We start from the raw sequence: 25,388 nt of genomic DNA on the forward strand, positions 1-25,388 counted from the left end.
TCATTAAAAGGAGTAGTAAGGTGATGGCCAATCTCAGTCATTTTTTCAAAATTGTTACAACAAAAGATGCAATGATTGCAGAACTCCATTTTACCGATGAATATTTAGTAAATAGAGATTTGACTATTACGATGGATTCATTGCAAGAATTCCTTGCTGAAAATAACATTATATTTGGTGTTATCGATGATCACCTTGAAAAAGTAATAACTGGAGTTCCCATTGAAGATTTTCCTATAATTGTAGCTAAAGGGAAGGAACCAATTCCAGGTCTTAACGGAAAGATAACTTATCACATTAATTTTAATCCAAAAGTTAATAATAAAGATAATTGGAATTTTCGAGAAGTCATGCGTATTCCTTCTGTTAAAAAGGATGAAAAGCTTGCAACTATAACATTACCTACAGAAGGAACTTCAGGAACTAATGTGTTCGGGAGTAATTTACCTTCGAAACCAGGTTTACCAACTTCAATAAAAGCGGGTAAAAACGTACGGTTTACAGAAGGGGATTTATCTTTTTATTCAGACATAACTGGTCAAGCAAATGTCCAAGCCAATTGCTTTCATGTTCACCCCGTTTATGAGGTATCTAACACTCTTTCAATGAAGGAAGGGAATCTAAACTTTGTTGGAACGATCGTGATACATGGTGATGTTCCCTCTGGATACTCCATTACGGCTGGTGGAGACGTGAAAATATTTGGAATGGTAGAGGCAGCAACAATCGTTGCGCATGGTTCTGTTTATGTAGCGGAAGGACTAGCAGGATTGCAAAAAGGATCCATTACAGCTGATGAAAATATTCAAATAGGTTATGTTAACCAAGGTGTTGTCCGAGCAAAAAAGAAAATTTATGTTGAAAATTCTATTATCCATAGTGATTGTGTAGCAGGAAGTGAATTGATCTGTCAAAGGGGGAGTATCATTGGTAGTCATGTTTCTGCAAATGATTTAATTTTGGTAAAGCATGTTGGCAATCATATGAACACTAAAACAGAGTTAACTCTCGGACAAAACCATATGGAACTTCAAAAAGTAGAAGAACTTCAATTAAAAAAGAAGGAAATTCAGGATACTTTATCGAAACTAACTATAATCGGAGAAAAACTATCTCAATCACCACATATCCATTCAAATCCAAAGTTAATTTCAACCTTACAAAAGCAAAGGGCATCTTTCAACCAAAATAAAGAGCTATTAAACAGTATTAATGATCAACTTGACTCTATTCGGATGGATAGTGATGAAAGATATGCAAAATTGACCATAACGGGAAATTTATATGGAAATACAATTGTTACATTTGGGAAATACAAACGGTTAATTACGGAATCATATAAACAAGTTGAGTTAGAACTTCTTCGAAATGAAGTCTATATGCGTGCCATAAGTACTACGCCTACTGAGGAAGTGATAAGGTGAGTTGGAAGTCCGTTGAAATGCAAGTTGCGCTACCAAGAACAGTGGATGCTGGAAAACTTCAAGAACAAAGCTTAAAACAAAATCAGCATTTTCAAGAGACCTTGGCCCAAAATCAGCTTGTTCAAGAGCAAATAAAAAGAAAAAGAGTACAGGAATTTGAAGAAACTCAATTGCAAAAAGATAAGCTTAAGCGTCCTTTAAATAGGGATGATAATACATCAAAAGAACAGAAAAATGAGGACATAGCTCATATAAACCATCCTTTTCTAGGAAACAACTTTGACGGTAGGAGCTAACTACTATGACATCTTTTTTATTTATCATTAGTTTTTTATTACATATTATTTCAATTACTGCTATCTATGCATTAGTAAAGCAACTAGCAGTGGTTAAAGAAAACAGTACTTCATCAGATATAGTAGAATTAATGGAAAGTTATCTTGATGAGATTAAGCAAGAAAATCAATCACTTCAAGAACAATTATCGAAAAATGAGGAAGAATCAAATCCTAGAGAAGTAATTTTAACACCCGAAAAAAACATAAATTCTTTTCCTATTCAAGAAGATTTAAATGATGGTTATCAAATACCTGTATTAGAAGAACAAGTACAAGACAATATAGAAGTATCACAACAATCTAGAATACTAAAGCTATACGCTGAAGGTACTTCAATTGAAGAAATAGCCCGAAAACTGGGTTGTGGTAAAACTGAAGTAGAATTAATTCTAAAGTTTCATGAGAAAAGTAACATTTAGCTTGCTTACATTAATCTAGTATGATATATTTATTTCTGGTGTAAATACAATAAAATTATTTATAACCACACACGCTAGTTGATTTGTATAATCGGTGCCTAATAGGTCTTTATACAGAAATGATGCGAGCGGAGGATAAAACCAAGGAGGAAAAAATAATGTCAGTAATTTCTATGAAGCAATTACTAGAGGCTGGTGTACATTTTGGACACCAAACTCGCCGTTGGAACCCTAAGATGAAGAAATATATCTTCACAGAGCGTAACGGTATCTATATCATCGATCTTCAAAAAACAGTTAAGAAGGTTGAAGAAGCTTATAACTACGTGAAAGAAATTGCAGCTAATGGCGGTACTGTACTTTTCGTAGGAACTAAGAAACAAGCACAAGATTCTGTTAAAGAAGAAGCTATCCGTTCAGGTATGTACTATGTAAACCAACGTTGGTTAGGTGGAACATTAACAAACTTCCAAACAATTCGTAAACGTATTAACCGTTTAGTTCAAATTGAAAAAATGGAAGAAGACGGTACTTTTGAAGTGCTTCCTAAAAAAGAAGTAGTTGGTTTGTTAAAAGAAAAAGAACGTCTTGTTAAATTCCTAGGTGGAATTAAAGAGATGAAGAAACTTCCAGATGCAATGTTCGTAATTGATCCTCGTAAAGAGCGTATTGCTATTGCTGAAGCACACAAATTAAACATTCCTATCATCGGAATCGTTGATACAAACTGTGATCCTGATGAAATTGATTATGTGATCCCAGCTAACGATGATGCTATCCGTGCAGTAAAACTTCTTACAGGTAAAATTGCTGATGCTATCCTTGAAGTTAAACAAGGTGAAGAATTAGAAGTTGCTGAGGAAGCTCAAACAGAAGCTTCAGTTGAAAAAACTGAAGAAGCTTAATTTCTGAAAAGGTCAGGTGATAAGAGGATAAGCCTTTTATCACCTTTTTTTAAGATGTCCAGTTCCAAACGCCCGGGACTTTTATGTGGCATGAAATAAAAGACGATACGAATGCTAACTATGTAATTATAATAAGGAGGATTTAAAATGGCTGTAACTGCACAAATGGTAAAAGAACTTCGAGAAAAAACTGGTGCTGGTATGATGGATTGTAAAAAAGCACTAACAGAAACAAATGGTGACATCGATCAAGCTATTGATTACTTACGTGAAAAAGGTATTGCAAAAGCTGCTAAAAAAGCAGATCGTATTGCAGCAGAAGGATCTACATATATCGCGTCTGAAGGCAATACTGCAGTACTTTTAGAAGTAAACTGTGAAACTGATTTCGTTACAAAAAATGATCAATTTAAGCAATTACTAGTAGATTTAGGTAGCCATTTATTATCCCAAAAGCCTGCAACTGTTGAAGAAGCTTTACAACAAAAATTAAATGGTGAAGGTGAAACAGTGGAAACTTACATTAACTCTGCTGTTGCTAAAATTGGAGAAAAAATTTCATTACGCCGCTTTGAATTATTAACAAAAACGGATAATGATGCATTTGGTGAATATCTGCATTTAGGTGGACGTATTGGCGTTCTTGCATTACTAGAAGGAACAACTGATTCAAGCTTAGCAAAAGATATCGCTATGCATGTTGCTGCAGTAAATCCTAAATATGTATCTCGTGATGAAGTTTCTGAAGATGTAGTTAATCATGAGCGTGAAGTTTTAAAACAACAAGCACTTAATGAAGGTAAACCAGAAAAAATCGTTGATAAAATGGTTGAAGGTCGCCTTGGAAAATTCTTTGAAGATATTTGTTTATTAGAACAAAGCTTTGTTAAAGATCCAGATCAAAAAGTTAAGAAATATGTTGAAAGCAAAGGCGCTACAGTAAAAACTTTTGTTCGCTATGAAGTTGGAGAAGGATTAGAAAAACGTTCTGAAAACTTTGCTGAAGAAGTAATGAGCCAAATTAAAAAATAACTTTTAGGATGAAATAGGGGACATGTTATGTTCCCTATTTCACCATGAGCACATAAATTATTAAATGTTTATAAAATTATCTCTATGGAGGTTATTATGTCAACAGCTCGTTACGGAAGAATCGTACTTAAATTAAGTGGTGAAGCATTAAGTGGAAATCAAGGATATGGTATTGAACCTAAAGTAATACAATCGGTTGCAGCTCAAGTAAAGGATGTTGTAAATCTTGGGGTTGAGGTTGCTATCGTGGTAGGTGGGGGAAATATCTGGCGTGGTAAGGTTGGTAGTGAAATGGGAATGGACCGTGCCACTGCTGATTATATGGGGATGCTTGCAACAGTTATGAATTCATTAGCATTACAGGATGCATTGGAAACAATTGATATTCCATCACGTGTTCAAACATCTATTGAAATGCGACAAGTTGCTGAACCATACATTAGAAGAAAGGCAATTCGTCACTTAGAAAAGAAACGTGTTGTTATTTTTGCAGCTGGTACAGGAAATCCTTATTTTTCAACAGATACTACTGCAGCCCTTAGAGCAGCAGAGATTGAAGCTGAAGTAATCTTAATGGCTAAAAATAATGTGGACGGAGTCTATTCAGATGATCCTAGAGTGAATAAAGATGCTAAGAAATATGAAAATATTTCCTATATGGATATGTTAAATGAAGGTCTTGGTGTTATGGATTCTACAGCTTCAACATTATGTATGGAAAATGATATTCCATTAATTGTTTTCTCAATCACGGAAGAAGGTAATATTAAAAGGGTTGTCGAAGGTGAGACAATCGGAACAATAATAAGGGGGAAATAATCATGACTGATCAAATTATGAATGAATGTAAAGATAAAATGAAGCAGACTGTTCAAGCTTTTTCTAGAAATTTGGCGACAGTTCGAGCTGGTAGAGCTAATCCAAGCCTTTTAGACAATGTATTTGTTGAATACTATGGTGCTAATACACCATTAAATCAATTAGCAACTATAGGTGCACCGGAAGCCCGTCTACTAGTGATTACTCCTTATGATAAAACTGCAATGGGAGATATTGAAAAGGCGATTCAAAAAGCTGATTTAGGGTTATCTCCTTCAAATGATGGAAATGTAATTCGCATTAATATTCCCGCATTAACAGAAGAACGTAGAAAAGACCTTGTTAAGGTTGTAGGTAAATATGCTGAAGAATATCGAGTTCAGGTTAGAAATGTTCGCCGTGATATGAATGACGCTCTTAAAAAAGCAGAAAAAAGCGGAGATTTAACTGAAGACGAATTAAGATTATCTCAGGACAATGTCCAAAAAGAAACAGATAAGTATATTGCTGAGATTGGTCAACTTGCGAAAAATAAAGAAAAAGAAATCATGGAAGTATAATAAATTACACCTTTTACATTATACTATATCTTGAAACATGTTTAAGCCCTCTTGTTTAAGGGGGCTTTTGTATTCTAAATGGAAAACCGGTATAATAAAAATAAATTTTATTGTATTTTTGTAGTTAGGAAAGAATGAACTTTTCGTGAGTATTGAAAAAACATATAAATTGTTCATCGTACTAGCGCTTATATAAGAGATTTTTCTACCTGTATCTGCTACATGATGTCCAAGTCAATATCGCTAATAAAGTGACACATTTAGTTACTTCGGTTAGAACAAGTGAGTTTGGTTTTCCTAAAAACAATAATTAGACAAGTTATGGTAAAATATAGGGATAGTATGTTTGTCATATAACTACTTTTTTTAGCATAATTATTATAGTATTTTTAAATGGTTAAACACCAGTGTTCGGAGGAAATTATGCCAATGAAACTTCCATTTTTTAAACCTAAAAATGAAATACCCCTACAAGAAGAATTAACGAGTGTACCAGATCATGTTGCAATTATTATGGATGGAAACGGGCGCTGGGCAAAGAAACGGGGGTTGCCACGAATTGCTGGACATAAGGAAGGCATGGATGTGGTAAAAAAGACAGTGGAAACTGCTGTTAAATATAATATTAAGACTCTTACCCTATTTGCATTTTCAACCGAAAATTGGAAAAGGCCAAAGTCAGAAGTTGAGTATTTACTTAAATTACCAAAGGAATTCTTACATATTTATTTGCCTGATTTAATGAAAAATAATGTCCGTATTGAAACAATTGGAGATTTAGACTCGATACCAGGATTTACAAAAGAAGCCGTTCAATACGCAAAGGAAAAAACGAAGAATAATGATGGCTTATTATTAAACTTTGCATTAAACTATGGTGGTAGAAGTGAAATCTTAAGTGCAATTAAAATGATGATGAAAGATATAGAAAACGATAAATTCTCATTAGAGCAATTAGACGAAAATCTGCTAGCGGAATATTTATATACGCATGGTTTAACAGACCCCGATTTATTGATTCGGACTAGTGGAGAACAAAGATTAAGTAACTTTCTATTATGGCAATTAGCGTACACTGAATTTTGGTTTACTGATGTATTATGGCCAGATTTCAGTGAGGAAATTTTTGTCGAGGCTTTAATGGACTATCAAAGAAGGTCCAGACGCTATGGAGGTATTTAAGGTGAGGTTTAGTATATGAAACAAAGGATTCTAACAGCAGTAATTGCATTAATCTTATTCATACCCATTGTAGTCTATGGTAACAGTCCGTTTACGGTTGTTGTTTACCTATTAGCAACAATTGGTTTATATGAACTCCTAAAAATGCATAATATTTCTTGGTATTCTGTACCAGGACTAATGGCAATCATAGTATTGTGGTTAATTTTATTTCCAGCAGCATATGAAAATCTACCATTTTCTATGAATACAGCTCAAATAACTCTTGTATTTGTATTATTGTTACTAGCATATACTGTATTACTTAAAAATAAATTTACATTTGATGATGTTGGATTTGTACTACTAGCTGTACTTTATGTTGGCATGGGCTTTTTCTATTTTATTGCTACAAGACACGGTGAAGATGGACTAGCACAAGTATTCTTCGCCTTAGTACTTATCTGGTCAACAGATACTGGTGCCTACTTTACTGGAAGAACAGTTGGAAAAAATAAGCTCTGGCCGGAGATTAGTCCAAATAAAACAATTGAAGGTGCAATAGGTGGAATTGTAGTTGCAACTATTGTGGGTATTGTATTTCATTTGATTTACCAATTCCCGTTCAGTCTGACTACAATTATTATTGTTTCCATTTTGGTTTCTATTTTTGGACAAATTGGTGATCTTGTTGAATCAGCTTTCAAACGTCATTATAACGTAAAAGATTCAGGGAAAATTTTACCTGGACACGGTGGTATTTTAGATAGATTTGATAGTGCCATATTTGTATTTCCGGTATTGCATTTAATTTTACAATTAGTAAACTAGTAAGCGATTTACAACTCTTTCTACTTCAGGTAAAGGAAGGTGTTAGTTTTGACAACAGTTATAGCGTTTATATTTATGTTTGGACTATTAGTCTTTGTCCATGAATTAGGACATCTTATTTTTGCGAAACGTGCTGGTATGTTAGCTCGTGAATTTGCCATTGGTATGGGACCCAAGATATTTGCCTTTACCAAAAATGATACTCTTTATACTATTCGTTTATTACCGATTGGTGGTTATGTAAGAGTAGCAGGTGAAGACCCGGAAATTATTGAGTTGAAGCCTGGACACCATGTGGGGTTAGAATTTAATGATGATGGTATAGTGAATAAAATCATTGTCAATAACAAATCAAAACATCCAAATGCACGAGTCATTGAAGTAGAAAAAGTTGATTTAGATCATGAGTTAATTATTGAAGGATATGAAATTGATGAAGATGAATTACTACATTTCAATGTAGACCGTCGGGCATTATTTGTAATGGATGAAAAAGAAACATTAATTGCACCTTATGATCGTCAATTTGCATCTAAGTCTCCTGGCAAACGTGCTATGCAATTATTTGCTGGACCAATGATGAACTTTATCTTGGCAATCATTATTTTCATTATTTTAGGTGTTGTTCAGGGTGTTCCTGTTGATGAAGCAAGGATAGGCGAAATAGTACCTGGTGATCCAGCAGACCAAGCAGGATTTCTACCAAATGATGAGATTATCCAAATTGATGATGAATCTGTTTCCACATGGGAAGAGTTTACAACCATTGTTAGGGAACATCCTTCAGAGGAATTAGATATGATAGTTTCACGTGATGGAGAGACGGTAAACTTAACCGTTGTGCCAAATGAAATCTCATTGGAGGGGCAAGAGTCTATTGGTCAGATTGGTGTCTATATGGGCTTTGAAAAGACATTCTGGGGCTCATTTAAATATGGGGCAGAGAAAACATATGAAACAACATCCATGATTCTCACAAATCTTACTATGCTAATTACTGGTCAATTAGGTCTTGACATGCTCTCTGGGCCTGTGGGAATTTATGATGCAACCGACCAAGTTGTTCAAACAGGATTTATGAATTTCTTAATGTGGACAGCAATTTTAAGCATTAATCTAGGAGTAGTAAACCTTGTTCCGTTACCTGCATTAGATGGTGGCCGTTTACTATTTGTAGGAATTGAATTACTAAGAGGAAAACCGATGGAACCAGAAAAAGAAGGGATTTTCCACTTTGTAGGATTTGCATTATTAATGTTGTTAATGATCATTGTTACTTGGAATGACATACAAAGATTGTTTCTTTAATATAACAGTGAACCAATAAAACTCTGTTCTATGGTCGATGTTTGGTTGACTATAGTGTAATAGTTGGATTGAAATGATTACCAGATTAAAAAGGTTGTATCAAAGAAGTAAAGAAGGTACTATATAAATAGAATATTTTAAGTTACGGGACCCTTGTCTAATACATTTCGACAAGGGTTTCCATTATTTAGTAGATGAGAAGTTATATATAATTTCTGTACGCATAGTAGAACTAAAGTATTCGCCTAATAATCAGGTGATTACTAAGTTTTTAGCAATTTCCTAATTTCCTAAAATATCACCAGCTGGCTAGCAAATGCAGGAGGAATATGAGAATGGATATTTCAAAAAAAGAGAAGATGAATCTGCTACTACAACAAATAGAAATGCCAACTGAGCATGTTCAACAATATTTTCAAGAAAGTACGTTAGAAAAGCTAGAAATATATAAACAACAAAAGCTTTGGCATTTTAGTGTAAATGTAGAAAAAGTATTACCAACAACCATTTATCAAGATTTAGTAATAAGAATTAAACAGGCTTTTCAACAAATAGCAACTGTGGAAATTACTTTAGAAGCCATAGACACTCAGTGTACGGAAGAGATGATATGCGATTATTGGCAATTATTTTTAAAACTAACCAATGATATTTCGCCAGCATATCGTGATTTAGCTTTTAGTCAAAAACCTCGAGTTAACGGTAATAAAATTATGTTAACTGCAAGGAATGAAGTAGAGGCTGCTGCTCTGAAAAAAAGACTGGATGAAAGCTTTAAATCTTTTTGTAGAAATGCAGGTCTTTCCTACCATCCACTAACAGTTGATGTTAAGACTGAAATGGAAGAAATTCAAAAGTTTCGGGAGCAGACAGCATTAGAAGACCAAAAGATTATTATGAAAACAATTCAAGAAAAAGAAAAACGTGATAAAGATCGTTCCGTTGAAGATAATCAACCATTCGCATTAGGATACAAAATCCAAGAGGAACCGATTGAAATGCAGGAAATCTTGGAGGAAGAGAAACGCGTAACGGTTCAAGGTTATATTTTTGATGTAGAAATACGCAAATTGCGTTCTGGTAGAAGCTTGTTAATAGCAAAAGCAACGGACTATACAGATTCACTTCAAATTAAAATGTTTTCTAAAAATGATGAGGATGCAGCCAAGTTTGAACAATTGAAAACAGGGATGTGGATTAAGGCAAGAGGAAGTATCCAAACAGACATGTATTCAAATGAATTAGCAATGATGGCTAATGATATGCATGAAGTTCACGTAGCAACACGCCAAGATACTGCAACTGAGGATGAGAAACGTATTGAGTTTCATGCCCATACTACGATGAGCCAATTGGATGCTGTTATTACTCCTACTAGGCTGGTTCAGCAAGCTGCAAAATGGGGACATAAAGCTATTGCAATAACAGACCATGCCGGTGCACAAGGTTTCCCTGATGCTCATAGCGCGGGTAAGAAGCATGGCATAAAAGTGATATATGGTGTAGAAGCCAATCTAGTTGATGATGGTGTACCAATCGCATATAACGAAAGTGATGTTTCCCTAGATGAAGCAACCTATATTGTTTTTGACGTTGAAACAACGGGGCTCTCAGCAGTGTACGACACCATTATTGAGCTTGCGGCTGTTAAAATACACCAAGGGGAGATTATTGACCGTTTTGAATCATTCGCAAATCCACACCATCCATTATCGGAAACGACTACCAATTTAACTGGTATCACAGACGAGATGGTTCAGAATGCACCAGAAATTGATGATGTTCTACGAGATTTCTATAGTTGGAGTGGCGATGATGTATTTGTAGCCCATAATGCAAGTTTTGATATAGGGTTTTTAAATCAAGGTTATCACAGAATTGGATATGAAAAGGTAGCTAATCCAGTTATTGATACATTAGAACTAGCCAGGTTTTTATTTCCAGAATTAAAAAATCACCGTCTTAATACACTATGTAAATATTTAGATATTGAATTAACACAGCATCACCGTGCAATATATGATGCAGAGGCAACAGGATATTTGTTGTGGAAATTAGTACAGGGGGTATTAAAAAAGGATATTACCAATCATAATCACTTAAATAACCATATGGGAGAAGGAAATGCTTATCAACGTTCTCGACCATTTCATTGTACCATTCTAGCCCAAACACAGGAGGGCTTGAAGAACCTTTATAAACTTATTTCCTATGCACATATCGATTATTTTTATCGTGTACCACGTATTCCTAGATCTGTACTACAAAAATATCGAACGGGACTTCTCATCGGTACAGCATGTGATAAAGGCGAAGTATTTGAAACGATGATGCAAAAGTCAGCCGAAGAAGCTGAGAAGATTGCGGAATTCTATGATTATATTGAGGTACAACCACCTAGTAATTATGTACATCTTATTGAAAAGGATCTTGTTCAGAATGAAGCTCAAATCCTAGATATTATTACTAAACTAGTTGAACTCGGTGAAAGAACAAATAAGAAAGTAATCGCTTCTGGTAATGTGCACTACATTGATGAACATGAAAAAATGTATCGACAAATTTTGATTGCATCTCAAGCAGGTAACCCTTTGAATCGTGTAACATTGCCAGATACACCTTTCCGAACTACAAATGAGATGTTAGAATGCTTCAGTTTCTTGGGAGTAGAGAAAGCAAAAGAAATTGTTGTTCATAACACACAAGCATTAGCCGATGAAATCGATGAAATCTCACCTGTAAAAGATGATCTCTATACACCACGTATTGAGGGGGCAGATGACGAAATAAGAGATTTATGTTATACACGAGCAAAGCTTGTATATGGTGAACCTATTCCTAAAATTGTTACAGACCGTCTGGAAAAAGAGCTAGATAGTATTATCAGTAATGGGTTCTCGGTTATTTATTTAATTTCTCAAAAACTAGTAAAAAAATCATTAGATGATGGATACCTAGTTGGTTCAAGGGGGTCTGTTGGTTCTTCCTTTGTTGCGACAATGACTGAAATTACAGAAGTTAATCCATTACCGCCACATTATGTATGTCCTAACTGTCATCATAATGAGTTTATAACAGACGGTTCAGTTGCTAGTGGTTTTGATTTACCGGATAAGGATTGCCCTGATTGCGGGACATCCCTAAATAAAGATGGACAGGATATTCCCTTTGAAACATTCTTAGGATTTAAAGGGGATAAAGTTCCAGATATTGACTTAAACTTCTCTGGGGAATATCAACCCAAAGCTCATAATTATACGAAAGTTCTCTTTGGTGAGGATTATGTATACCGTGCTGGAACAATTGGTACGATAGCCGAAAAAACAGCATATGGTTATGTGAAGGGGTACGCTTCAGATAAAAATTTGGTATTTAAAAATGCGGAAGTGGACCGATTAGTAAAAGGAACCACAGGTGTGAAACGGACAACTGGTCAACACCCAGGTGGTATTATCGTTGTTCCAGATTATATGGATATTTATGATTTCACACCAATCCAGTTTCCTGCAGATGATAGGAAGAGTGAATGGAAGACTACTCATTTTGATTTCCATTCTATACACGACAATATTTTGAAACTAGATATACTTGGACACGATGATCCAACAGTAATTCGTATGCTTCAAGATTTAAGTGGAATTGATCCAAAAACTATCCCAACCGATGATAAAGAAGTAATGAAAATCTTCTCAAGTACAGAATCATTAGGAGTAAAAGCTGAGCAAATTAATTGTAAGACTGGGACATTGGGTGTTCCGGAATTTGGTACGAAGTTTGTACGGCAAATGTTGGAGGATACGAAACCTAGTACGTTTGCTGAATTAGTAATTATTTCGGGTTTATCACATGGTACCGATGTTTGGCTTGGTAATGCCCAAGAATTAATTAATGATGGTATTTGTGAATTACCTGATGTAATTGGTTGTCGTGATGATATCATGGTATATCTAATGCATAAAGGTTTAGAAGCTTCACTTGCCTTTAAAATAATGGAATCAGTACGTAAAGGTAAGGGACTACAGGATGAGTGGATCATCGAAATGAAAAAGCATAATGTACCAGATTGGTATGTCGAATCCTGTAAAAAGATTAAATATATGTTCCCGAAAGCCCATGCAGCAGCCTATGTTTTGATGGCTGTTCGAATTGCTTATTTTAAAGTCCATCACCCAATTCTATTCTATGCTGCATACTTTACAGTACGTGCAAGTGACTTTGACTTAGATACGATGGTGAAAGGTTCAGACGCAATAAGGAAGCGAGTTGAAGAAATCACCTTAAAAGGAAACGATGCGGCTCCAAAAGAGAAAAGTTTATTAACTGTTTTAGAAATTGCTCTTGAAATGTGTGAACGTGGATTTTCATTACAAAAAGTAGACTTATACAAATCAAAGGCATCAGAATTTGTAGTAGAGGGTAACACATTGATTCCTCCCTTTAATGCAGTTGAAGGACTTGGAACAAATGCAGCTATCAATATTGTAAACGCGAGAGAAGAAGGAGAATTTCTTTCGAAAGAGGATTTGCGTGAACGGAGTAGAATTTCGAAAACTATTTTAGAGTATTTGGATAACCATGGCTGCTTAGAAGGAATGGAAGAGAAGAACCAATTATCATTGTTCTAGTTTTTGTAACATTCAGTGGTGAAATGAGGAGCACATCCAAAGATTGATACGTCCTATTAAGTTTTGTCTACAGGGCTAATACCTTGTAGGCTTAAAACTCCACTGGATGAAGTTTCATTTTAAAAGAGGGTTGTTCTTTAGGTGCTAATCCTTGCGAACAACTCTTTTTACTTTGTAGGTTATTATCATGAATCTCACACTATAACAAGTATTTTCTAAACTAGCTCCAACAATTCAGAGTTTCCTAACAAAATATCTTGCTAGGCACAGGCTTCTGTATGTATAATGAGTTCAAAATTATTTAATAATTAAGTATACACATTAAATCAAAACAAGGAAGTGATTTGTCTGTGTCCAATATAATAAAAAGTGAAGAAATACATAAATTTTTAGATGTAAATCGTAGCTTATTCGAAGAAAAGCTACTAAGTTTTGCAGTAAATGTTAGGGATAAGATAAATGAAATTCATTTGATTGGAAATATAAATTTACTAGATAATGCTCACCAGCTTGTATTACTTGTAGTTGATCAAAAAGAACAAGAAGTTAAAGCATTTGCAAAAAAAGAAGGTATGGTTTGGGCAAAGCACAGAATGGCGCTAAGTTTCAAGCTTGAATGGATTATGGCTATCCGCAAAACATTTTGGGAATTCCTACACCGGTTTGATTTAGAAAATAATATTACTACTAAGACAAGTGATGCGTTTTATACAGAAACTAGTAAATATAATGAATTAATTGATTCATTTACAAATGGATTCTTCATTAGTTATTCAAATTATAAAGATGAGTTGATTGAGAAACAACAAAAATTAGTAAATAATCTTTCTGCACCAATCATTCCGATTACACCAGATGTAAGCATCCTACCATTAATTGGAACTATAGACACTGGTCGGGCAAACATCATTGAGGAAAAAGTGCTATCAGAAGTTGGAAGACTTAGAATCCAAACCTTGATTATAGACCTTTCTGGAATTGCAGAAATGGATAATGAATCCATTAAACTGTTCTTGAAATTACTTGATGGTGTGACAATGATGGGAAGCAAATTAGTCATTACTGGATTACGTCCAGAAATTGTACGTAGTATGATTAATATTGATGTTGAATTTGGATCGAAGGCTAGCACAAAAGCTTCATTACAGAAAGCACTTCAAGATTACTTGACGGTTGATATCAATTAAAATCATACTAATTATTAATTTACATTATTTTATAATTTAAACTATATGTATTATTTATTAGCTATTATCTTGCAAGAACGTATTGCATATGGTATATTTTAGTAGTAAGTTTTGATAGCATCGGACTAAAGAGTGGGCATTTCCCACTCTTTCTTCGTAATCTGCCTACTTTGTTTAAACTTCCCTTGCCTTGTTTTGGCAAGGGTTTTATATTGGTTTTACTTTTAAATGAAATTCATGCAGATTGTAAATAATAAGAAATAGTATGTGCAGCTAGAGGTAAAGGAGGAAGCTTAGTTTGAACTCTAAGGTTGTAAAAACAACGGAAGAATTAGTACAGCCAATTTTAGAAGAAAAGAATTTAGAATTAGTTGATGTTGAATATGTAAAAGAAGGTAGAAATTGGTTTTTAAGAGTCTATATTGATAAAGAAGGCGGCATAGACATATCCGAATGTGGCGAAGTATCCGAACTATTAAGTGAAAAACTTGATGAAGTCGATCCAATCAAAGAAGCATATTTCTTAGAGGTTTCCTCACCAGGAGTCGAACGCCCAATTAAAACTGTGGAAGACTTTGCTAAAAATATAAACAAAAATGTTTATGTTAAATTGTTTGAACCGATTGATGGTGAAAAAACATTTGAAGGTATCCTTGTGGATTTTAAAGAAAACATTGCAACCATTGAGTACAAGGTGAAAACACGAAAGAAAAAAGTAGAGATTCCATTTAATAAAATTGCAAAAGCACGACTGGCTGTTGCACTATAGAGGGGGAAATTTGGAAAATGAGTAGTCAATTGTTTGACGCAATTGAAAATTTAGGTAAAGAAAAAGGTATTGATAAAGACATTCTAATTGAAGCTCTTGAGGCAGCATTAATTTCAGCTTATAAAAAGAACTTCAAATCAGCTACAAATGTCCGTGTAGAACTAGACGAAGCAGCTGGTACCATGCGAGTGTTTTCAAGAAAAATAATTGTCGAGGAAGTATTTGATCATCAACAAGAAATTTCATTAGATGAAGCAAAGAAAATTGATCCTAATTATGAGATTGAAGACATTATAGAGGTTGAAGTTACACCTAAGGATTTTGGTAGAATTGCTGCACAAGCTGCTAAACAAGTAGTAACTCAGCGTGTTCGTGAAGCAGAACGCGGGGTCATTTTTAGTGAATATGTTGACCGCGAAGAAGATGTAATGACAGGTATTATTCAACGAATTGATCCTAGATTTGTATATGTTAATTTAGGAAAGATTGAGGCTAAACTTCCAGAAGCAGAACAAATGTCGACAGAAGATTATCAAGTACATGACCGAATTAAGGTCTTTGTGACTAAAGTTGAAAATACAAGCAAAGGACCTCAAATCTATATTTCAAGGTCACATCCTGGTTTACTAAAGAGATTGTTTGAAATGGAAGTTCCTGAAATTTATGACGGGGTCGTTGAAATAAAATCAGTGGCTAGAGAAGCTGGAGATCGTTCAAAAATTGCCGTTTACGCGGAAAACTCAGAGATTGATCCTGTAGGGTCATGTGTTGGTCAAAAAGGTGGCCGAGTCCAAGCTATTGTAAATGAACTAAAAGGCGAAAAAATTGATATTGTTGAATGGTCTGAAGATCCAGTAGTATATGTTTCTAATGCACTTAGTCCATCGAAGGTTGTCGATGTTCAGGTAAATGAAGAGGAAAAATCAACTACCGTCATTGTACCAGACTATCAATTATCACTTGCAATCGGTAAACGAGGACAAAATGCAAGACTTGCTGCTAAATTAACTGGTTGGAAAATTGATATAAAGAGTGAATCAGAAGCTCGAGAAGAAGGACTACTTTCAGAGAATGAACATACAGATTACGCAGATATCGAAGAGGATTTATTCGAATAAGGGAGAGGGTATTTATGGTAGGAAAACGTAAAACTCCAGAGCGTAAATGTGTTATCACGAATGAAATGAAAGCAAAAAAGGATTTGATTCGTGTTGTTCGGAATAAGGAAGGCGAGGTCTTTGTAGATCCTACTGGAAAGAAAAACGGTAGGGGTGCTTACTTAACGAAGAATCTAGAGGTAATTAATCAAGCAGAAAAAACAGGTGTATTGGCGAAACATTTGAATGCAGAGATTGATCAATCGATTTTTGAAGAGCTAAGAACTCTTATTAAGGAACGTCATGAAAAATAATAATAATAATTACTTAAATATTGTCGGGATAGCATTTCGGGCTGGACAATGCTCAACAGGGGAAGAAACAATAGTTAAAGACATACAGAAAAGTAGAGCAAAATTAGTACTTATTGCAAATGATGTAGGTCCCCAAACTAAGAAAAAGCTTACGGATAAATGTCAGTCATATGGAGTTCCATTTGTAATCGTGGCAGACGACCGAGATAGACTATCAAATGCTATCGGAAAATCCCAAAGAGTAGCTGTTGCAATATTAAATGATGGTTTTGCAAAAAAACTTAAATCGTTACTCGGGTAAATAAATTCGGGGGTGAACATATGCGTAAAATGCGTGTATATGAGTATGCAAAAAAACAAAATATCACTAGTAAAGTTGTTATTAATTTTCTAAAAGAAAAAAACATTGAGGTTTCCAATCATATGTCAATGATTGATGATGATACAATAGTGAAACTAGATCAAAAGTTCACTACTAAAGAGGATAATACAAAGGCAAAGAACAACCAAGATAAACAACAAAAAACAGAAAATAAGCAAGTAATGCGTGATGAGAATAACGAAAAAGGAACAAAATCGAATTCGAATCCGCATACAAAGCGCGGGGAGCAACATACTAAAAAACAAATGAATAATTCTAACAAACAAAAACCAAACAACAAACAACAGAATAAAGGCCAAAAAAATAAAAGAACCAACCAACCGAAACCACAACCGGTTGTAAAAGAAACACCGAAGGAAATTAAATACTCTGGAACATTAACTGTTAGTGAGTTAGCTAATAAATTGAACAAAGAAGCTTCAGAAATTATTAAGAAGCTTATGTTCCTTGGAGTAATGGCTACAAAAAATCAGGATCTTGATGATGATGCTGTTGAATTAATTTGTGCAGAGTTTGAAGTCGAAGTTGAAAAAGAAATTATTCTGGAAGATACCGACTTTGACAAGTATTTAGAGGAGGATAATGAAGCGGATTTAGTGGAAAGACCTGCTGTTGTAACGATTATGGGGCATGTTGACCATGGTAAAACTACACTTCTTGATTCCATTCGAAATACAAAAGTAACTGCTGGAGAGGCAGGAGGTATTACACAGCATATTGGGGCTTACCAGGTAAAAAGAAATGGTAAGAAAATTACATTCTTAGATACACCTGGACACGCAGCATTTACTAGTATGCGTTCTCGAGGAGCACAGGTTACAGATATTGCAATTCTAGTAGTAGCAGCAGATGATGGTGTTATGCCACAAACAGTTGAAGCGATTAACCACGCTAAGGCTGCAGAAGTGCCAATCATTATAGCTGTTAATAAGGTCGATAAAGAAACGGCCAATCCTGACCGTGTAATGCAAGAGCTAACTGAATATGAGTTAGTTCCTGAAGATTGGGGCGGTGATACTATTTTTGTTCCGCTTTCAGCTCTAAAAGGGGAAGGTATCGACGATCTTCTAGAAATGATCGTTCTTGTTTCAGAAGTGGAAGAATTAAAGGCCAATCCTAAACGATATGCTACTGGTACTGTAATAGAGGCACAATTAGATAAAGGTCGTGGATCTGTTGCAACATTACTAGTGCAAAATGGTACACTGCGTGTAGGAGATCCAATTGTAGTTGGAAATACATTTGGCCGTGTTCGTGCAATGGTAAATGATCTAGGGTCACGGGTAAAAGAAGCGGGACCATCTACACCTGTAGAAATTACAGGTTTAAATGATGTACCACAAGCTGGGGATCAATTCCTTGTATTTGAAGATGAAAAGACAGCTCGTCACATTGGTGAAGCACGTCAATCAAAACATATTCAAGAAAATAGATCAGAAACAAATAAAGTTAGCCTTGAGGATTTATTCGAACAAATTAAACAAGGTGAGATGAAGGAAATCAATGTAATTCTTAAAGCAGATGTTCAAGGTACTGTTGAAGCCCTTGCTTCTTCACTTCGAAAAATTGAAGTAGAAGGAGTTAAAATCAAGATTATTCATACAGGTGTAGGTGCTATCACAGAATCCGATGTCATTCTAGCTTCTGCTTCTAATGCAATAGTAATTGGATTTAATGTTCGTCCAGATGCTAATGCAAAACATACTGCAGAATCAGAAAAAGTTGATATTCGCATGCACCGAGTTATTTATAAAGCTATCGAAGAAATTGAAGCGGCAATGAAGGGAATGCTTGATCCAGAGTTTCAAGAAAAAGTTATTGGTCAAGCTGAAGTTAGGGAAACATTTAAAGTATCCAAAGTCGGGACTATTGCAGGTAGCTATGTAACCGATGGTAAACTCACCCGTGATGCTGGTGTTCGCTTAATTCGTAATGGCGTTGTATTATTCGAAGGTGAAATCGATGCCTTAAAACGTTTTAAAGATGATGTAAAAGAAGTTGCTCAAAACTACGAATGTGGTATAACTATTAAAAATTATAATGATATCAAAGAAGGCGATATTATAGAAGCATTTGTAATGGAGGAAATTGAGCGTAAATGATAATTTCACTTGAAGTTGAATGCATAATGTATGATGGTCATTCCTTAAAGGATAAACGTTCTGTCATAAAACGGTTACTTGCTAAACTACGTCGAGATTTTAATGTTGCTGTTACAGAATTGGATTACCATGACTTATGGCAAAGAACAAAGCTAGGTATTGTAACCATTACGAATGAACGTACCCATGGTGAACAAGTAATGCAGGAAGTACTTCGAGTAATTGATACGTATTCTGAATTAGAAAGAACCGTTACAAATGTAGAAGTCGTTTAATTATGGGCGCAAGCATAGAGCTGGATTATTACTTTTTGTGAATAATCATCTAGTATGACAAGTAATTGCAAATCCTACGTGCCGACAGCTGCGCCTATAAGTTTTCTATGTGTTCTTAAATAAAGAGGTGAAGGCTTTGAGTAATTTACGAGCTAATCGGGTAGCAGAGCAAATGAAAAAAGAATTAGGTGAAATCTTAACAAGAAAAATTAAGGATCCTCGTGTGGGTTTTGTAACTGTAACAGATGTTGAAGTGACTGGTGACTTACAACAAGCCACAGTCTATATATCTGTACTTGGGGATGACAATAAGAAAAAAGATACATTACTTGGTCTTGCAAAGGCTAAAGGATTTATCCGTTCTGAGATTGGAACTCGTATTCGGTTAAGAAAAACACCTGAAATTAATTTTGAATTTGATGAAGCACTTGAATATGGAAATCGTATTGAAACAATTTTACGTGATATAAACAAGGATTAATTAGAGAAACACACATTCACACAATCTTTTGTAAATGTGTTACTTTTCTATTCTTGTGGAAAGTATTTATCCTTTCCTAACTAACTAAATAGCTTAATAAAAATCTGACTCAGTTGGGTCAGATTTTTATTAAGCTAAACCTTTGGGGGTTATAAAAACAATGGATGGTATTTTACCTCTATGGAAGCCAAAAGGTTGGACATCACATGATTGTGTGATGAAGGTCAGAAAACTATACAAAACTAAAAAAGTAGGACATACAGGTACTCTTGATCCTGAGGTTGAGGGTGTTTTACCAATTTGTATTGGCCAAGCAACAAAGATTGTTCAATTTTTAACGGATACAACAAAAATATACCGTGCTGAGCTTACCTTAGGATCTACAACAGAAACAGAAGACGCATTTGGTGCCATTATTGAGAATGTAAAGGTAGACAAATTTCCTTCTCAACAAAAGATTGAAAACGTGTTAGAATCGTTTATGGGTGAAATTACACAGGTTCCGCCTATGTACTCTGCAGTGAAAGTGGCGGGTAAAAAGCTATATGAATATGCCCGTGCTAATCAAACTGTTGAACGTCCAAAACGTAAAGTTGTTATTCACTCTATTAAACTTCTTACAACCAACCAGGACAGTAATGTAATTAAATTTGAAGTTACTTGTTCAAAGGGAACTTATATCCGAACACTATGTGTTGATATAGGAAAAGAATTGGGGTATCCTGCGCATATGTCTCATTTAGTTCGAGAACAAACAGGATCAATTAAAAGAAAAGATACCGTTAATTTTGAAACAATTGAAGCGGCATGTTTAAATGGAAGTGAACAAGAACTATTACTGCCCATAACAGATGGCTTGACCCACATAGAGGCACTACAAGTAAATAAAGAAACAGCAATAAAAGTATTAAATGGTCAAAAGCTAATACGACCAGAGCAAATACTTGAACGAAAGCCGATTAAAGTTATGTATGGAAACAAATTATTAGCAATCTATCAAGTTCATCCAGAAAAGGAAAATGAAATTAAACCTATCCGCGTATTTAGCGAGTAGTTGAAATGTAGGTGAGAAAATGGAAACAGTAGAGTTAACGTACCCCCATCAGTTACGTGTTGAAAAGCTACCAAATACAATTGCAGCAATTGGATTTTTTGATGGTATACATCGAGGTCACCAAGCTGTCATTCAGTATGCAATTGATAAAGCAAAAGAAACTCAAGCGAAAAGTGCAGTTATAACATTTTATCCTCATCCATCTGTTGTTCTTAAAAATAATCATGATGTAAAATACATTACACCACTTAAGGAAAAACAGGAAGTCCTTGATAAGATGGGTGTTGATCGGCTTTATATTATTAATTTTAATAAAGAACTTTCTGCCTTAAGCCCTGAAGAATTTTTAGAGCATTTTATAATTGGTTTAAATATTCAACATATTGTAGCTGGTTTTGATTTTACATATGGATATAAGGGTAAAGGAAATATGCAAACTATTAGTGAGCATGCTAATGGAAGGTTCCACCATACAATGATTGATAAAGTTACATTAGATAATGAGAAGATCAGCTCTACTAAAATAAGAAATCTTCTAGATTCTGGTGATGTAGAGCAAGCTAATATCCTACTTGGAAGGCAACTTACTACTAGTGGAATGGTTGTTGAAGGGGATAAAAGGGGAAGAGACCTAGGTTATCCCACCGCTAATATCAAATATAATTCCGAAGCACACTTACCTAAACCGGGTATTTATGCTGTACGCATAATGATAGAAGGTATTCAGTATGATGGACTGGGGAGTCTTGGTAAAAACCCTACCTTTACAGAGGACCGATTGGATTTATCACTTGAAGTAAATATTTTAGATTTTAATCAACAAATATATGGTAAAGAAGTAATAGTAGAATGGTATAAATTCATTCGAAATGAAGAAAAATTTGATAGTGTAGAGGCATTAATCGAACGAATGAAAAAAGACGAAGAAGAAATCCGTACGTATCTAAATAGCATAAAATAGAAGACTTTTTTTATAGATTGTTGTAATTGTTGTTAATTACACAGTTTGTATAAACTGTGCGGTGACTTTTTTAGGTTAGTGCTATCATACCGCTCCGGCAGAATACTCCGCTTTCCACGGCCTCAGCCTTCTCGCGGAAAGTTCGCCGCTGCGGGTTCTTCGGACACGTGCTATTCCCGTGGGACAAGGAATGCTTCGGCAGCATAACATCGCACGAAGAAAATTGTTTTTTATTTTCGAGGAGTCTCCGTATTCTGCCTACGCTAGTTTGGGTTTCCTTTTTATTGGTTGTATTGGAACATATTTATCAGTAATTAATTATAATAATTTCTGATTCACTACACTAGCTCCGGAAATACACGGAGACTCCTTGAAAAAGAAAAGCACTTTTTCTGCGTGCGATGTTTCACTAAGAAGCTTTCCTTGTCCTATGGGAGGACAGGCATAGGTGAGACCCCGCAGCGCGAAGCGCGAGGAGGCTCAACAGCCGCCCATGGAAAGCGCAGTGTATTTCCGGAGCGGGTTTGATACACTACCAAAGATAATTAGTTACCGCACAGTTTCTATCAAATCTGTAATTAGTAGCAATAATTATTATGATTACTCGTAGGGTGTTGAATTAACTATGAATCAAAAAGAGTTTCCCACCCAGTATTAAAAGTATTTCACCAAAACCTTGCATTATGTTAAAAAAAGATGTACACTAAAACAGTTAAAACCTTCGCTTGGCAAATCGAAACTCCGACGTTTGCTAGGGGACAGGGGATACTAAATACTAACAGGAGGTGGCCAAACATGGCTATTACTAAAGAACGTAAAAACGAAATCATTAATGAATACAAAGTTCATGAAAGTGATACTGGTTCACCAGAAGTACAAATTGCTGTACTAACTGCAGAAATCAACACTTTAAATGAGCATTTACGTGTTCATAAGAAGGATCATCATTCACGTCGTGGTCTTTTGAAAATGGTTGGTAAGCGTCGTAACTTACTTAACTACCTACGTAATAAAGACGTTACACGTTACCGTGAGTTAATTAAAAAACTTGGCTTACGTAGATAATGTAAAAAGCAGGAGTAATCCTGCTTTTTTTCTACGTTTAGTAGTTTGGAAATAGAGTGACTTTCCATACGTATACCAATATACATAAAATTTACATTATAGATTAATAAGTATAAAATAATAATAGAAGTGTTCAATGAAAGGAGTTTTAGTAATAATGGCAATCGAAAAACAAGTATTCTCCACAGAAATAGCTGGAAAACCATTCGTAGTTGAAATTGGAGAATTAGCAAAACAAGCCGGTGGAGCTTGTATGGTGCAATATGGTGATTCATCTGTTCTGGCTGTGGCTACAGCATCTAAAGAACCAAAGGATTTGCCTTTCTTCCCATTAACAGTAAATTATGAAGAACGTCTGTATGCAGTAGGTAAAATACCTGGTGGATTTATTAAAAGAGAAGGTAGACCAAGTGAAAAGGCTATTTTAGCATCAAGATTAATTGATAGACCAATACGACCGTTATTCCCAGATGGCTTCCGTAATGAGGTGCAAGTTATTAGTACGGTTATGAGTGTAGATCAAGACTGTTCTACAGAAATAGCTGCCATGGTTGGTTCATCCATTGCACTATCCATTTCTAATATCCCATTCGAACAGCCGATAGCAGGTGTTCATGTTGGTAGAGTAAATGGGGAATTCGTTATTAACCCAACTGTTGAGCAAGAGGCGCAGAGTGATATTGAACTGACTGTTGCTGGAACAAAAGATGCGATTAATATGGTTGAAGCAGGTGCAAATGAAGTGCCTGAAGAAATAATGCTTGAAGCTATTATGTTTGGTCATGATGAAATTAAACGTCTTGTAGCATTTCAAGAAGAAATTGTACAAGCATTGCAACCTGAAAAATCAGAAGTTGTATTATTTGAACTTGACCAAGAGTTAAAAACAAAAGTAGAAGTTGAAGCACATGAAAAATTACTTGCAGCAATCCAAGTAAAGGAAAAGCATGCAAGAGAATCCGCAATCAGTGAAGTAAAAGCTGAAATTTTAACAAATTATCAGGAAGAAGAATCTGATGTTATCAAGCAAGTGAGTTCTATCCTAGATAAAATGGTTAAAGAAGAAGTTCGTCGATTAATTACAAAAGAAAAGATTCGTCCTGATGGTCGTAAAGTAGATGAAATTCGTCCACTATCTTCTCGTATTGGAGTACTTCCTAGAACTCATGGTTCTGGTTTGTTCACGAGAGGACAAACTCAAGCATTAAGTGTATGTACACTAGGCGCATTAGGTGATGTGCAGATTTTAGACGGCTTGGATTTAGAAGAGTCTAAACGATTTATGCACCATTATAATTTCCCACAATATAGTGTTGGAGAGACAGGGCCTATGCGTGGCCCAGGACGTAGAGAGATAGGACATGGAGCACTTGGAGAAAGAGCACTTGAAAAAGTTGTTCCTTCAGAGAAAGACTTCCCGTATACGATTCGTCTTGTTTCAGAAGTACTGGAATCAAATGGTTCAACATCACAAGCAAGTATTTGTGCAAGTACTTTAGCTATGATGGATGCAGGGGTTCCAATTAAAGCTCCAGTAGCTGGTATTGCAATGGGACTTGTAAAATCTGGTGATGATTATACGATTTTAACAGATATTCAAGGTATGGAAGATGCATTAGGCGATATGGACTTTAAGGTTGCTGGAACTGAAAAAGGTGTAACAGCGCTACAAATGGATATCAAAATTGATGGTCTTTCAAGAGAAATCTTAGAAGAAGCTCTAACTCAAGCGAAAAAAGGACGTATGCAGATTTTAGAAAGTATGATGCAAACAATTTCTGAGCCGAAAGAGCAATTATCTGAGTATGCTCCAAAGATTTTAACAATGAGTATTAATCCAGATAAAATCCGAGATGTAATTGGACCAAGTGGTAAGCAAATCAATAAGATTATTGAAGAAACTGGCGTTAAAATTGATATTGAACAAGATGGTAGTGTCTTTATTTCTTCAACAGATCCAGACATGAATGAAAAAGCTAAAAATATAATTGAAGATATTGTACGTGAAGTAGAAGTTGATCAAGTATACTTAGGTACAGTAAAACGTATTGAAAAGTTCGGTGCGTTTGTAGAAATCTTCAAAGGAAAAGATGGTTTAGTTCATATTTCGGAACTTGCTGAAGAGAGAACAAATAAAGTTGAAGATGTTGTGAAGATTGGCGATCAGATTATGGTAAAAGTTAAAGAAATTGATCATCAAGGCAGAGTTAACCTTTCTCGTAAAGCTGTTCTAAAAGAACAAAAAGAAAAAGCTGAAAAATCAACTATGTAGTAATAAT

General features: G+C 35.1%; 23 protein-coding genes. All 23 read left to right on the forward strand.

The genetic code is table 11. The annotated features are described in order from the left end of the window. Window positions 1-23: 23 nt before the first annotated feature. The 23 genes from K332_RS0103215 to K332_RS0103325 all read left to right on the forward strand — a co-directional run bounded on the left by K332_RS0103215 (window position 24) and on the right by K332_RS0103325 (window position 25,381). Window positions 24-1,424 carry a flagellar assembly protein A gene (locus K332_RS0103215; RefSeq protein WP_026906144.1) on the forward strand — a complete coding sequence of 467 codons (1,401 nt, stop codon included), beginning with the start codon at window positions 24-26 and terminating at the stop codon, window positions 1,422-1,424. Beyond that, the gene (locus tag K332_RS0103220; protein WP_026906145.1) at window positions 1,421-1,720 is read left to right on the forward strand and encodes a hypothetical protein; all 300 of its coding nucleotides are present in this window, start codon (window positions 1,421-1,423) and stop codon (window positions 1,718-1,720) included. Before K332_RS0103215 ends, K332_RS0103220 begins: the two co-directional genes overlap by 4 nt. Before the next feature lie 5 nt (window positions 1,721-1,725). Further along, window positions 1,726-2,181: a helix-turn-helix domain-containing protein gene (locus K332_RS0103225; RefSeq protein WP_026906146.1), complete on the forward strand. Its 456-nt coding sequence runs from the start codon at window positions 1,726-1,728 to the stop codon at window positions 2,179-2,181. A gap of 158 nt (window positions 2,182-2,339) precedes the next feature. Continuing rightward, window positions 2,340-3,086: a 30S ribosomal protein S2 gene (rpsB, locus tag K332_RS0103230; RefSeq protein WP_026906147.1), complete on the forward strand. Its 747-nt coding sequence runs from the start codon at window positions 2,340-2,342 to the stop codon at window positions 3,084-3,086. A 147-nt stretch (window positions 3,087-3,233) separates the two neighbouring features. Continuing rightward, on the forward strand, window positions 3,234-4,118 hold the full coding sequence (gene tsf / locus K332_RS0103235) for a translation elongation factor Ts (protein ID WP_026906148.1): 885 nt from the start codon (window positions 3,234-3,236) through the stop codon (window positions 4,116-4,118). Between the two features lie 96 nt (window positions 4,119-4,214). Beyond that, complete coding sequence (gene pyrH / locus K332_RS0103240; RefSeq protein ID WP_026906149.1) at window positions 4,215-4,937, forward strand: UMP kinase; 723 nt, start codon at window positions 4,215-4,217, stop codon at window positions 4,935-4,937. Between the two features lie 2 nt (window positions 4,938-4,939). Then, window positions 4,940-5,497, forward strand: coding sequence for a ribosome recycling factor (gene frr / locus K332_RS0103245; protein WP_026906150.1), 558 nt, complete (start codon window positions 4,940-4,942; stop codon window positions 5,495-5,497). A 423-nt stretch (window positions 5,498-5,920) separates the two neighbouring features. Beyond that, window positions 5,921-6,679: an undecaprenyl pyrophosphate synthase gene (locus tag K332_RS0103250; RefSeq protein ID WP_026906151.1), complete on the forward strand. Its 759-nt coding sequence runs from the start codon at window positions 5,921-5,923 to the stop codon at window positions 6,677-6,679. 15 nt (window positions 6,680-6,694) lie between these two features. Next, a complete protein-coding gene (locus K332_RS0103255; RefSeq protein WP_026906152.1) occupies window positions 6,695-7,489 on the forward strand; it encodes a phosphatidate cytidylyltransferase in 795 nt (264 codons plus the stop codon). A gap of 48 nt (window positions 7,490-7,537) precedes the next feature. Next, on the forward strand, window positions 7,538-8,797 hold the full coding sequence (gene rseP, locus K332_RS0103260; protein ID WP_026906153.1) for an RIP metalloprotease RseP: 1,260 nt from the start codon (window positions 7,538-7,540) through the stop codon (window positions 8,795-8,797). Between the two features lie 335 nt (window positions 8,798-9,132). Further along, a complete protein-coding gene (locus tag K332_RS0103265) occupies window positions 9,133-13,422 on the forward strand; it encodes a PolC-type DNA polymerase III (protein WP_026906154.1) in 4,290 nt (1,429 codons plus the stop codon). A gap of 350 nt (window positions 13,423-13,772) precedes the next feature. Next, entirely contained in the window at window positions 13,773-14,609 is an 837-nt protein-coding gene (locus tag K332_RS0103270) for an STAS domain-containing protein (protein WP_026906155.1), read from the forward strand. Between the two features lie 298 nt (window positions 14,610-14,907). After that, the gene (rimP, locus tag K332_RS0103275; RefSeq protein ID WP_026906156.1) at window positions 14,908-15,378 is read left to right on the forward strand and encodes a ribosome maturation factor RimP; all 471 of its coding nucleotides are present in this window, start codon (window positions 14,908-14,910) and stop codon (window positions 15,376-15,378) included. A 17-nt stretch (window positions 15,379-15,395) separates the two neighbouring features. Beyond that, window positions 15,396-16,496, forward strand: a complete 1,101-nt coding sequence (nusA, locus tag K332_RS0103280) for a transcription termination factor NusA (protein WP_026906157.1) — start codon at window positions 15,396-15,398, stop codon at window positions 16,494-16,496. A 14-nt stretch (window positions 16,497-16,510) separates the two neighbouring features. Further along, window positions 16,511-16,789, forward strand: a complete 279-nt coding sequence (rnpM, locus tag K332_RS0103285; protein WP_026906158.1) for an RNase P modulator RnpM — start codon at window positions 16,511-16,513, stop codon at window positions 16,787-16,789. Beyond that, window positions 16,779-17,090 (forward strand): L7Ae/L30e/S12e/Gadd45 family ribosomal protein, encoded by a 312-nt coding sequence (locus tag K332_RS0103290; protein ID WP_026906159.1) that lies wholly within the window; start codon window positions 16,779-16,781, stop codon window positions 17,088-17,090. The genes rnpM and K332_RS0103290 overlap by 11 nt, the downstream gene beginning before the upstream one ends. Before the next feature lie 20 nt (window positions 17,091-17,110). Next, window positions 17,111-19,273 (forward strand): translation initiation factor IF-2, encoded by a 2,163-nt coding sequence (gene infB / locus K332_RS0103295; protein ID WP_026906160.1) that lies wholly within the window; start codon window positions 17,111-17,113, stop codon window positions 19,271-19,273. Then, window positions 19,270-19,548, forward strand: a complete 279-nt coding sequence (locus K332_RS0103300; protein ID WP_026906161.1) for a DUF503 domain-containing protein — start codon at window positions 19,270-19,272, stop codon at window positions 19,546-19,548. The genes infB and K332_RS0103300 overlap by 4 nt, the downstream gene beginning before the upstream one ends. Before the next feature lie 136 nt (window positions 19,549-19,684). Next, window positions 19,685-20,029: a 30S ribosome-binding factor RbfA gene (gene rbfA / locus K332_RS0103305; RefSeq protein WP_026906162.1), complete on the forward strand. Its 345-nt coding sequence runs from the start codon at window positions 19,685-19,687 to the stop codon at window positions 20,027-20,029. Window positions 20,030-20,189: 160 nt separating this feature from the next. Further along, the gene (truB, locus tag K332_RS0103310; protein WP_026906163.1) at window positions 20,190-21,083 is read left to right on the forward strand and encodes a tRNA pseudouridine(55) synthase TruB; all 894 of its coding nucleotides are present in this window, start codon (window positions 20,190-20,192) and stop codon (window positions 21,081-21,083) included. Window positions 21,084-21,102: 19 nt separating this feature from the next. Next, entirely contained in the window at window positions 21,103-22,044 is a 942-nt protein-coding gene (locus tag K332_RS0103315; RefSeq protein ID WP_026906164.1) for a bifunctional riboflavin kinase/FAD synthetase, read from the forward strand. A gap of 795 nt (window positions 22,045-22,839) precedes the next feature. Beyond that, window positions 22,840-23,109, forward strand: a complete 270-nt coding sequence (rpsO, locus tag K332_RS0103320) for a 30S ribosomal protein S15 (RefSeq protein WP_026906165.1) — start codon at window positions 22,840-22,842, stop codon at window positions 23,107-23,109. Window positions 23,110-23,266: 157 nt separating this feature from the next. Then, a complete protein-coding gene (locus tag K332_RS0103325; protein ID WP_026906166.1) occupies window positions 23,267-25,381 on the forward strand; it encodes a polyribonucleotide nucleotidyltransferase in 2,115 nt (704 codons plus the stop codon). Window positions 25,382-25,388: the final 7 nt, after the last annotated feature.

Source organism: Paucisalibacillus globulus DSM 18846 (assembly GCF_000482485.1).
GTDB classification, from domain to species: Bacteria; Bacillota; Bacilli; order Bacillales; family Amphibacillaceae; genus Ornithinibacillus; species Ornithinibacillus globulus.